Source organism: Enterococcus mundtii (assembly GCF_002947535.1).
In the GTDB taxonomy this organism is placed as follows: domain Bacteria; phylum Bacillota; class Bacilli; order Lactobacillales; family Enterococcaceae; genus Enterococcus_B; species Enterococcus_B mundtii_B.
In genome coordinates, this window is the sequence record NZ_PUAP01000060.1 from 1 (window position 1) to 11138 (window position 11138).

At 38.8% G+C, this 11138-nt stretch carries 13 protein-coding genes and 1 pseudogene; 9 read left to right on the forward strand and 5 right to left on the reverse strand.

Translation table 11 applies throughout. The annotated features are described in order from the left end of the window. Nucleotides 1-19: 19 nt before the first annotated feature. Nucleotides 20-370 carry a thioredoxin family protein gene (locus CUS89_RS15530; protein WP_104872768.1) on the reverse strand — a complete coding sequence of 117 codons (351 nt, stop codon included), beginning with the start codon at nucleotides 368-370 and terminating at the stop codon, nucleotides 20-22. A gap of 274 nt (nucleotides 371-644) precedes the next feature. Here CUS89_RS15530 and CUS89_RS15535 point away from each other — a divergent pair, with 274 nt between their 5' ends. Together CUS89_RS15535 and CUS89_RS15540 are read left to right on the forward strand one after the other, a co-directional pair. Next, on the forward strand, nucleotides 645-1562 hold the full coding sequence (locus CUS89_RS15535) for a permease (RefSeq protein WP_104872769.1): 918 nt from the start codon (nucleotides 645-647) through the stop codon (nucleotides 1560-1562). 10 nt (nucleotides 1563-1572) lie between these two features. Continuing rightward, a pseudogene (locus CUS89_RS15540) lies at nucleotides 1573-2411 on the forward strand (TIGR03943 family putative permease subunit). 155 nt (nucleotides 2412-2566) lie between these two features. Here CUS89_RS15540 and CUS89_RS15545 read toward each other — a convergent pair. Together CUS89_RS15545 and CUS89_RS15550 are read right to left on the reverse strand one after the other, a co-directional pair. After that, the gene (locus CUS89_RS15545) at nucleotides 2567-3040 is read right to left on the reverse strand and encodes a threonine/serine exporter family protein (RefSeq protein ID WP_104872770.1); all 474 of its coding nucleotides are present in this window, start codon (nucleotides 3038-3040) and stop codon (nucleotides 2567-2569) included. A gap of 15 nt (nucleotides 3041-3055) precedes the next feature. Next, the gene (locus CUS89_RS15550) at nucleotides 3056-3808 is read right to left on the reverse strand and encodes a threonine/serine exporter family protein (protein WP_104872771.1); all 753 of its coding nucleotides are present in this window, start codon (nucleotides 3806-3808) and stop codon (nucleotides 3056-3058) included. A gap of 224 nt (nucleotides 3809-4032) precedes the next feature. On the opposite strand from CUS89_RS15550, the gene CUS89_RS15555 reads away from it, so the two are divergent. From CUS89_RS15555 to CUS89_RS15585, 7 genes are all read left to right on the forward strand, one after another. After that, entirely contained in the window at nucleotides 4033-4422 is a 390-nt protein-coding gene (locus CUS89_RS15555) for a TetR/AcrR family transcriptional regulator (RefSeq protein WP_104872772.1), read from the forward strand. 3 nt (nucleotides 4423-4425) lie between these two features. Then, nucleotides 4426-4806: a hypothetical protein gene (locus CUS89_RS15560; RefSeq protein WP_104872773.1), complete on the forward strand. Its 381-nt coding sequence runs from the start codon at nucleotides 4426-4428 to the stop codon at nucleotides 4804-4806. Nucleotides 4807-5089: 283 nt separating this feature from the next. Continuing rightward, a complete protein-coding gene (locus CUS89_RS15565) occupies nucleotides 5090-5809 on the forward strand; it encodes a DNA/RNA non-specific endonuclease (RefSeq protein WP_104872774.1) in 720 nt (239 codons plus the stop codon). Nucleotides 5810-6067: 258 nt separating this feature from the next. Further along, nucleotides 6068-6334 (forward strand): IreB family regulatory phosphoprotein, encoded by a 267-nt coding sequence (locus CUS89_RS15570; protein ID WP_002290885.1) that lies wholly within the window; start codon nucleotides 6068-6070, stop codon nucleotides 6332-6334. Further along, nucleotides 6331-6762 carry a Holliday junction resolvase RuvX gene (ruvX, locus tag CUS89_RS15575; RefSeq protein ID WP_104776112.1) on the forward strand — a complete coding sequence of 144 codons (432 nt, stop codon included), beginning with the start codon at nucleotides 6331-6333 and terminating at the stop codon, nucleotides 6760-6762. Before CUS89_RS15570 ends, ruvX begins: the two co-directional genes overlap by 4 nt. 21 nt (nucleotides 6763-6783) lie before the next feature. Next, nucleotides 6784-7089, forward strand: a complete 306-nt coding sequence (locus tag CUS89_RS15580; protein ID WP_104872775.1) for a DUF1292 domain-containing protein — start codon at nucleotides 6784-6786, stop codon at nucleotides 7087-7089. Nucleotides 7090-7239: 150 nt separating this feature from the next. Beyond that, nucleotides 7240-7674 (forward strand): GNAT family N-acetyltransferase, encoded by a 435-nt coding sequence (locus CUS89_RS15585; protein WP_104872776.1) that lies wholly within the window; start codon nucleotides 7240-7242, stop codon nucleotides 7672-7674. A 62-nt stretch (nucleotides 7675-7736) separates the two neighbouring features. Here CUS89_RS15585 and CUS89_RS15590 read toward each other — a convergent pair whose 3' ends face one another. Beyond that, nucleotides 7737-9059 (reverse strand): 2-hydroxycarboxylate transporter family protein, encoded by a 1323-nt coding sequence (locus tag CUS89_RS15590; protein WP_104872777.1) that lies wholly within the window; start codon nucleotides 9057-9059, stop codon nucleotides 7737-7739. 271 nt (nucleotides 9060-9330) lie between these two features. Further along, on the reverse strand, nucleotides 9331-10971 hold the full coding sequence (locus CUS89_RS15595) for a malolactic enzyme (RefSeq protein ID WP_104872778.1): 1641 nt from the start codon (nucleotides 10969-10971) through the stop codon (nucleotides 9331-9333). Nucleotides 10972-11138: the final 167 nt, after the last annotated feature.

Below are 11138 nucleotides of genomic sequence, written 5' to 3' on the forward strand. Positions count from 1 at the left end.
AATGACTGGTACTTCTTTTTTATTGATCGAATAAAGTATCGTAGCTGACTTGATTGCTAGATTCATTTAATTGATCCAAGCGCTTTGTCAGTTGTTCAAACTGAATAAAGCGGGCTTGTCGCTCGACTTCTTTTCCGAAATGAAAGAGCAAGATAACTGGTGCAGTCAATGCTTGGAATGTGCTAGCTACTTCCGGCATCTCGAAGGCATCTAAATGATACGCTGGAAAAGAGTAATGAGTCAATAATTGTTCTAGTTTTGGTACAACGGCATGACAGACACTACAATTGGGTGTAGAAATCGCAACAACGACAGTTGGTTCTTCTTGGATAGTCTTTAAGACTTCAGGTAAATCATTGCTTTCTTTCATTGGGATAACTCCTTAAGGTTACTTCTGGCACATTATTTGTTCGATGGTAAAAAAATTTCTGCCGTATTCAGATAGAAAAATAGGAAATGGCTATCTTATTATTGACATGAATCTTCTTGGCTGAGCTAAAAATAAGTCCATCCGCCGAAGATGTCAATAAAAAAGCTTTTTTGATTTCTTAAACTTCTGAAAAAAATTTAAGCTTTCTTGTAATTTGATGAAGAAAAGCGTATATTGATGGGCGAATGAAGTTCAAATGACAAGGAGAAATTATATGTTTTCGTTTATTCCAAATTCGGTATTGCAGATGGGAACGATTTTTTTATCGATCGTTATCGAAGCCTTGCCGTTTGTTTTATTGGGATGTATCATCTCAGGCGCTTTACAAGTATTTTTGACCCCCGAACGTGTGAAGCGATGGCTACCTAAAAATCGTTTTTTATCGATTATTGTTGGCTCTATTCTAGGATTTTTCTTTCCCTCATGTGAATGTGGGATCGTTCCAATCGTTCATCAGTTTGTAAAAAAAGGGGTTCCTGTCCACACAGCATTTGCTTTTATGCTCACTGCGCCGATCATTAATCCAGTCGTGATCTTTTCAACTTTTATTGCATTTGGCAATACTTGGAAAATGGCGGGTCTACGTATGTTGGGAAGTTTTATTGTCGCATTGATCGTAGGTGTCTGGTTGGCCTATATCCAAAAAGGAACAATCTTGAAGACTTCCTTTGATTCAGCGATGGTTGAGCCTGTTTCCCATACACATGAGGAAGAGGAAATGGTCGCTCCACATAAATGGGGACATCAAGTCTTACATGTGTTGACTCATTCGATTGATGAGTTCTTCGATACAGGTCGCTATTTGATCATTGGTGGTTTGATTGCTGCAGGTATGCAAACCTATTTACCTACGAGAGTGATGCTGACGTTAGGTTCGACAAAGCTATTAGCCATTTTGGTCATGCTAGTATTGGCATTCACGATGTCTCTTTGTTCTGAAGCGGATGCGTTTATTGGTTCCTCTTTATTAAGTCTTTTTGGAACGGCACCAGTTGTCGCTTTCTTAGTTTTTGGACCAATGGTGGATATCAAAAACCTATTGATGATGAAACGTTACTTCAACACACGCTTCATCGTTTCATTGATCGGGCTGATCGCCTTAAGTGTTATCGGCTTTACACTATTTATTTAGGAGGAGAAACATGCTGCGATTTTTGATTTTATCTGGTTATTTTGAAATGATGATGTATCTTCAAGTCTCAGGGCGCTTAGATCAATACATCAATGTCCATTATCGTTATTTGGCAGTATTATCCATGGTCTTATCTGCCTTACTAGCCTTAGTTCAGTTATATCTTTGGGTAAAAGCAGATGGGAAAAAAGAAACGCATGAGTCCCATGATTCTCATGATCACGGATTATCAAAACCCTATCAGCGATGGATTGCTTATCTCTTATTAGCCTTGCCGATCGTTGTAGGCACACTGTTTCCGACAGTTAGTTTAAACACAACGATCGTGGAAGCGAAAGGGTTCAACTTTCCACTAAGCAAAGAATCTGTCGGTGATCCACAAGTGCAAACGCAATATTTGAAACCAGATACGAGTATTTATTTCAATAAATCCGACTATCAAGATCAAATGAATGAGTTAAAAGATAAATACGAAGATGAACAAACGATTGCGATCACAGACGATAATTATTTAGAGTCATGGAATTGATCTACAACTATCCAAGCGAATTCATTGGTAAAAAAGTCTCTTATGAAGGCTTTATCTATCAGTCGAAAAATGATAAGGCTACAGATACTTTTCTCTTTCGATTTGGGATCATCCACTGTGTTGCCGATTCTGGGGTCTTTGGATTGTTGACGCATCTGCCAGAAGAAATGACTGTGAAAAATGATGACTGGTACAAAGTTGAAGGGACGATCCAAACCGATTTTTATCAACCCTTCAAGCGAGAGGTTCCTTCAGTCGTAGTGACGAAAGCAGAAAAAATCACTGCCCCAGAAAATCAATATGTGTATCGGGCATTTTAAATGAACGAAACAAAGTTGTAGTAATATAAACAACATAAAAAGTGATAAGAGACGAAACTCGCAAGAATTTCATCTCTTATCACTTTTTGACTATAGGTTGCAAGAATCTCACCGTATGTTTTACTCTGTTCAAAAAAGGACAAAACGAGAAACACTCATTTTTTCTTTCTTCTCTTCAATACAATCGCTTCACGTTTCAGTTTAAAACTACGGATATTGTGGTTGAAGACTTCCGATATCACTAAACCTAAGGCAATCGCTCCAGCGATCATGATCGCTTGAACCGTAAAAAATGCCGCATCTTGATAAGCACCTGTCACTAAACTGCGCACAGCCTGATAGGCTAGTCCACCAGGAACCAACGGTACCATGCCAGGAATGTTGAAAATCGTGACGGGCATTTTTAATTGTTTAGAAAAAAGATCACTAGCAAACGCAACACCTAATGAACCTAATAATGAGCCTAACGCTGCTCCGCCTCCCATAACCAGACACAGCCAATAGATCATCCAACCTACAGCACCAGCTAAACCACACCAAATTAAGGCTTTCCTTGGCACATTAGTAATGATCGCAAAGGCTGCGGTCGCTAAGAAGCTAAAAGAAAATTGAATCAATACATGCCACATGGATAAAGTCCTTTCTTAGTAGAAGATTTGAAAGATAAAGGCGATCGCAAAACCAATCATCGCCGCAGTCATCATCGCCTCTGCTCCACGAGAAACACCGGAAACATAGTGCCCCGCTAATAGATCGCGAATTGCGTTGGTGATTTGAACACCAGGTACCAATGGCATGACACAACCAATGATGATCAAATCTTGATTGAGACCGATTCCTAAGCGTACGCTTAAAATAGCGGCAATGCCGATTATCAAAGAGGAAAGGAATTCAGCTAAAAACTTGATTCTAAAAAAACGCAAACTGCAAAGATAAACAATATAGCCTACTCCCCCAATCGACAATGTGATTGGTAAATCTTTCAATTCGCCACCAAATAAAATCATGATCGTTCCACTAATGATAGCAGCGCTGATGATTTGTAGCCATACTGGGAACATCCGTCGGTCTTTCTCGACTTCTTGTAATGCGCTATATAGTTCTTCCAAAGTCAATTCATCGGCAACATATTTTCTTGAAAGGTTATTGACCTTGACTACTCTTTCTAAATTGATCGTCCGATTGGTGATTTGTTCCATGCGGATCGTCGAAGTTCGATCAAATCCGATAAATAGTCCTGTTTGAGTCACATAGCTAACTAAGCGATAATTTCCAGAAGCAGAAGCGATCCGACTCATCGTATCTTCTACTCGGTACATCTCTGCGTTACTTTCCGTCATTATTTTTCCCGCCAATAAACAGGTATTAAGCAATAAATCTAAATCTCTTTCTGGCATGGCATTTTCTCCAATAGTTGTTTTCTTGTATTTATTTTACTACAAACAAATTGGAAAACGTATAAAAAGAAAACTTGAATCTCAAAAATAAGCAGTGAAAGGGAAAAGAAGAGCCAAGTGTGGGCAATGCAGAAGAGATACAAGTGTTAAGTCAACAGTTAAGATAAATCAAGCTTTTTAGTTAATTATTGACCAATCGTTCAACAATATGGCATAATCAAGTTATGGGAAGAACGAGAGAATTTAATGAAGAGAAAGTTTTATTAGAATCGGCTAAAGTATTTGCCAAAAATGGGTATGCAGGGACGTCAATCAGTCAATTGGTAAAAGCGACTGGCTTGCTTCGAGGAAGTTTATACTCTGCTTATTATAGTAAAGCTGGTTTATTTACGACTTGCTTTAACTATATAGCGGAATATGAAGTGACTGATAATGGACTATTGATTGATTTGTTGATCATCGCATTATTAGAACGTACGGCAGATGATAACGAAGTAAAAAAGGTCGCACAGAAGGTAATCGCCGCTTTGGAACAGAAAAACGAGGGTTCGATTGAAACGATCATTGCCGATCGAATCATGCGTCGAGCGAATCTTACGGACAGGGGGAAGTAGAAAATGGCTAAAGTTGAAATCCAAAATGATCAATTGATCATCAGTATGGAGGGCGTACGAAAACTGTGGGCATTGAAAAATGAAATATCCACACCATTATCCAATGTATTAGGCGCAACTGTGGATGCCGATGTATGGGAAGATACACCGAAATTTGGCGAAAAAAGAATGGGTGTTGATGCCTATGGTTATTATTTTGCCGGAACATTCGTCCAAGATTCAAACAAGGTATTTTATGACCTCAAAAGAAAAGAAAACGCAGTTGTTATCACACTAAAAGATGAAGAATTCAATCGTCTCATCATTGGAGTAGAAGACCCACAAGCAACAGTCGAGATGATTGAACAGGCAATGAACAGAGCAAGTTTTGTAAAAGAAACTTGAAATAAGAATAGATGTTGAGTGCCTAATTGCCCTATCGAAAAAAGTATTCACTTGGTGATAGAATAGATAAGAAGATCAATTGAATAGAGTGATGAAGTTTTAGTAACAACCTAGATTTCCTTTCACGTGGAATTTTAGGTTGTTTATTTTTGGAAATCGACGTAACGTGCGTATATAATTTTTGAAGAAAGAAATGTTGAAAGAATTTAAACACTTCTTTATTTTAAAAAAGGGGAACGTATGTTAAGATTTATGGAGTTCGACTGAATAAAGGAGTAGATACATGAACAAAAAAACAACCAAAACAATCATAGGAGTCGCAGTTGCTCTTTTAGCTGGTGCACTAGGGATTTCAACGACGCAAAAAGACTCTGATCTCATTCAACAGCTAACAGGTTTATTCGATTCAAAACCTCAAGTCTCACAAGTGGCGAATGTTCCTGAATATGACGGCACGCACCAAGAAATCGACATCAATCAAAATAAGCCGACCTTTACAAAAGAAGAACTGAGCTTAGAAAAAGGAACGTGGGAAAGTTATTCCGATATCGATCGCTTGAATCGTGTGGGTCAAGCAAATGCTATGTTAGGAAAAAATATGTTCCCAAAGGAGAAGCGTGAGTCTCTTTATATCGATCCAACAGGGTGGAAGCAAAAGAAATTGAGTGACGGACAGTGGCTTTACAATCGTAGCCACTTGATAGGTTTTCAGTTAACTGGTCAAAATAATAACATTAAAAATTTGATGACTGGTACTCGTTCGTTGAATACCCCTTATATGCTTGCACATGAAAACGATATTGCAGCATACATCAAAGAAACCAATCATCATGTTCGCTATCGCGTAACGCCACATTTTGAAGGGGATGAATTAGTAGCACGAGGTGTTCAGTTAGAAGCCCAAAGTATTGAAGATAACCAAATCTCGTTCAATGTGTTTATCTATAATGTCCAAGACGGTTATACGATCAACTACCAAACGGGTCAAGCAAAGAAAGCATGATCTATGTGCGTTCATTATTTGAATATTTTGTGAATTTTTTGAAAAAACAGAGAAAAGACTTATTTTTAATTAAATATCACGTATACTGTAAGAAAGTGTACTCATAAATGTTGGAATCGATACAATCAAATAAGAAATCATTATTATTTTTATATTTCCGGCGAAGTTGGAATATTTATTTGTAGTTTTACCACATTTCGAGTAAAATAAAGGGTGTAGAGGGTAATTTGACTACCCTGCGGAAAGAGGTGTAGAATCATGGGTTTTACAGATGAAACCGTACGTTTTGGTTTTGATGATAGTCGTAAAAAAGAAGTCAGCGAAACATTAGCGATCGTTTATCGGGCTTTAGAAGAAAAAGGCTACAATCCAATCAACCAGATTGTGGGCTACTTGCTTTCTGGAGACCCGGCCTACATTCCTCGTTATCGTGATGCAAGGAATCTGATCCGTCGTCATGAACGCGATGAAATCATGGAAGTGATCGTCAAAGACTATCTCTCAAATCATGGAGTGAATCTATGAGAGTGATGGGCTTGGATGTCGGCTCAAAAACAGTCGGCGTTGCTGTGAGCGATCCTTTTGGCTGGACTGCACAAGGCGTTGAAATCATTCGTATCGATGAAGATAAAGAAGAATTTGGATTTGAGCGACTGGCAGAACTGGTCAAGCAGTACGAAGTAGATCGTTTTGTTGTAGGCTTGCCGAAAAACATGAATAATTCAATCGGTCCTAGAGCAGAAAGCTCAATGGCTTACGGAGAAAAGATCAAAGAAATGTTTTCTCTACCAGTCGAGTATCAAGACGAACGACTGACTACCGTACAAGCAGAACGTATGTTGGTCGAACAAGCGAATACGTCAAGAGCAAAAAGAAAAAAAGTCATCGACAAGCTTGCTGCGGTGATGATTTTACAAAACTATTTAGATGGTTCGGGAAAACAACTATTTTAAAAAATGAAAAGAGGGGTTCTAATGGCAGAACACAATCATACACATGATCATGAAGGACATGAACATATCACATTGGTCGATGATCAAGGAAATGAAACATTATACGAGATCTTGTTAACAGTTGATGGACAAGAAAAATTTGGTCGTAACTACGTATTGCTTTATCCAGCCGGCGTACCGGAAGATGAAGATGTAGAATTACAAGCCTATGCCTACGTTGAAAACGAAGACGGCACAGAAGGCGAATTAGAACAAATCGAAACAGATGCTGAATGGGATATGATCGAAGAGGTCTTCAATACATTCATGGCTGAAGAAGAAGAATAGTATTTAAACAGTGGAGAAACCTTGTCATACCAAGGTTTCTCTTTTTTTATCATTCTTTTGATCAAGAAATTGACTAAGGTTTATTTCCATAGAAAAAACCATACTATCTTTGTCTTAGTACATAACCTTAGAGAAGAAAGGAAGAGCAAAATGATAAGAACTGCTCGTGTGGAGGATGCAGAAACCATAAACAAGCTAAATAAGGAAGAATTAGGGTATGAGATACCACTTTCGGAAACGACGAAGCAATTAAAATACATATTGGCACAACCAGAGATCTATGTCGTCGATGTTTATGAGGAAGAAGGGACGAAGAAAGTATTAGGATATGTCCATGCCCAAAAGTATGAAACATTGTTAAGTCCAACGTTGTTCAATATTTTAGCATTAGCGGTTTCTTCAAAAGCCCAACATCAAGGAATTGGCAGACGATTGATGGAGAGTGTCGAGAAACAAGGGAAAGAACGTGGCTATTTTGGAGTTCGACTAAACTCTGGCGAACATCGCAACGAGGCACATCGTTTTTATGAACGTATCGGCTATCATTCAACAAAATGGCAAAAACAATTTCTAAAGGAATCATGAATATCATCGTACAAAAAAACTTCTCGAATAAGAATCGAGAAGTTTTTTTACATTCATTCGAGTTAAGAAAATAGTTGCATCAAAAATCCTGAAATGATCAAGACGATCGCTCCGCCTAAACGATTGCCCATTTGAGCAAAAGCAATCAATTCCATGCGGTTTGCTGCGGATAAGACGGCAACATTTCCTGTACCACCCATTGAATTGTTACATAGTCCTGCTGTGATCGTTGATTCGATCGGATAAAGTCCGAATAGACGACCGACAAAAGCAGATACAAGAGAGATGACGATGACACTGGTCAAGCAAAGTACGACGAATTGCCATGTTAAAGCAGAGGCTAAAACATTCAAGTTCAATAAGGCAATCCCGATACCTGCTAAAACAGCTGCTGTTAAGTTTTTAACAATCAAGTTATTGAACATGATCGCTGCATCTTCATAATATTCAGGAAGAATATTGGTGATTTTACAAATGACTACGATAATGATCATAAAAGCATACGCATGAACTTTCGGTACAAAGTAATTACCGATTTGGCCAAGAATAAAGAAGGTGATCGAAACCATCAAACCAACACCTAATTGAGGGATAGAAGGTTTCACATTGCGTGGTTTGCCGTCGCCTAGATCCCCTTTTTCCATCAGTTTCCCATTACCATTCAATTTTGGCATGGATTGTCCAGCACGAGCCACTAAAGCAGCACCGATAATGGCAAGGACATTTGTCATTGCGGTTGCAGGGATCAAACGTGAAATAATAGCAGAAGCGTCTGTTCCTAAGACGTTTGCGTAAATAGTTGATAGTGGAACAGCACCAGCACCTACACCACCAGCCATAGCAGGTAAAGAGATGTATAATACGGAATTAGCGAAGCCATTACCAATCAACATTCCCACTAGTCCAACCGCAAAAAATGAGACAACCATAGAAATAAGTGCAACAGGGATAAAACGAACGGAAGCTTTCATCAATAATTTACGGTTCATTCCTAGAATACTTCCGGTAATCAAAGCAGCGATATAAAAGTCTAAAAAGCCCATGTTGTTGACAAAGTTTTCAGTTGATTTCACGACATAATCAGGTAAAATGCCAAAGGTTGCGATAGCTGCGGAAGCGAAGATCGCAAAAACAGAGCCACCACCTAAATAACTTTTGACGATTGGGATTTTTGTACCGATAAAATGGAAAAGATTCCCAAAAATGACGAGGATAGCGATTGGGCCAATCATATTTGTTGGTAATTTTCCTAATGCCATTGCAACGATGAGGACGAGAACCATGATCAAATAAATAGGTAAGCTAACACCGCTGATTTTTGTTTCCCAAAACCCCTCTTTTTTTGCCTTTTCGACTGTAGAAGTCGTTTGTTCTTGATGTAACATTCTTACAGATCCTTTCTTTGATTAACGTAAGAGGAGTTGCGAATTAACTGGAAAACAGTCATTCTGTTCCTCAATCAACTCCAATTTTTAACGGCAGAAAACACCCCTTGGATCGATTCATTGAAAAATAGTTGGTTTTCCTATTTCTCCAAGCCTGAAGGATCCAAGGATCTGATGTTTGTCATGCGTTTTTTTTAGTTCAAATTTCTATCTGTTCAAAGGTGATCGAGTACCAAATAGTTGTGAAAGAGTAATTAGCGTGGTGAGCTGGTTACGCTTCTAGATCTTGATATTCGGGTACCCATTTGGCTGCTTCGACAGCTGCTTTGATGTCAGTGATTTCTTCACGGTTCAATTGTTGATCGACGACTGATTGAGCCACTGTTTCAGCAATCGTTTGTGAGAATTCAGTGATTCTTGCAACTGGTGGTAAAATAGCTGCCCCTGGTTTTGTAACATCAACGATCCCACCTAATGCACGACTTGCTTGTGAGATGATCTCAGCATTCACACGAGTAGCTGTTGAAGCAATCAAACCAAGTCCTAATCCTGGATACATCAATGCATTATTTGCTTGTCCGATTTGATAAGTCACGCCATTGTACTCCACATCATCCGCAGGGATACCTGTTCCGACTAATGCTTTTCCATCTGTCCATTCAATCAAATCTTTTGCTTTTGCTTCTGCCAGTTTTGTTGGGTTAGACAAAGGCATGATGATTGGTCGTGGTGTATGACTTGCCATTTCTTTGACAATTTCTTCTGTGAATGCTCCTGGTTGAGTAGATGTACCGATCATGATCGTTGGGTGGATTGCTTTGACAACTGCTTCTAAATTAGTCAATTCTTCACTATTAGCAAATTCTGAACGTTTACGTGCAAAAGGAATTTGTCCAGGAGTCAAGCCTTCAGTATCTTCAAATAATAAACCTTGTTTATCCACTTGATAGAAGTGTTTGCGTGCTTCTTCTTCTGGCACACCTTGACGAATCATTTCATCTAATAAGATATTAGCGATACCGACTCCAGCTGTTCCAGCTCCAAATGTTAGGATTGTTTGATCTTTTAAGGCTTCACCAGAAATATTCAATCCGCCAAGTACACCAGCTAGTACGACGATCCCTGTTCCTTGGATGTCATCATTGAATGTCGTGATTTTGTCTTCATATTTTTCTAAGATCGTTGCGGCATTGCCACGACCAAAGTCTTCCCAGTGTAACAATAATTCAGGAAACAGCTCTGTAGCGGATGAAACGAATTGGTCGATGAATTCATAGTAAGAATCACCTTCGACACGCGCATGTTTGTTTCCTAGATATAACGGATTATTCAATAACTCTTCATTGTTGGTACCAGCATCGATCGATACAGGTAATACTTGCGCTGGATTGATACCAGCAGCTGCGGTATAAACCATTAATTTTCCGATTGCGATGTCAACACCATTGACGCCCCAGTCACCCATACCAAGGATTCCTTCTGCATCTGTAACAACGATCAAACGAATATCACGACCAGCTGCGGCATTTTTCAAGCTTTCTTTGATCAATTCTGGTTCATCGATCGAAAGAAATGCAGCATCTTGTGGTTTTAAGAAAATTTCATTGTATTGTTCGATGGCATCTGCGACCACTGGATCATATACTACCGGCATAAATTCTACTAAATGTTGCCCCATCAATTTATAGAAAAGTGTACGGTTTGTATTGAATAAGTTCATTAAGAAAATACGTTTTTCCAAATCAGTTTGTTTGCTTAGGTATTGGCCATATGCTTGCACAGATTGTTGTTCTAATGTTTGGACTGTGCTAGGAAGCATTCCGGCAATCCCGTATTTTTTACGTTCTTCTTTTGTAAAAGCAGTTCCTTTATTTAAAAATGGATTATTTAATAAGTTTAACCCTGTTAGCATGAGTGATTCCTCCTAAGTTTTAATACATACGAAGTATAGGATTCACTCGCGACTATAGTCAAAAGAGGTAGTTATGATAAATTTTTTTTATATGACAAAAGAAAAAAAGAGGAGAGTGGGACATTAGTTGTCTCCTACCACCTAAAACGAATAAACGGCGGGAACAG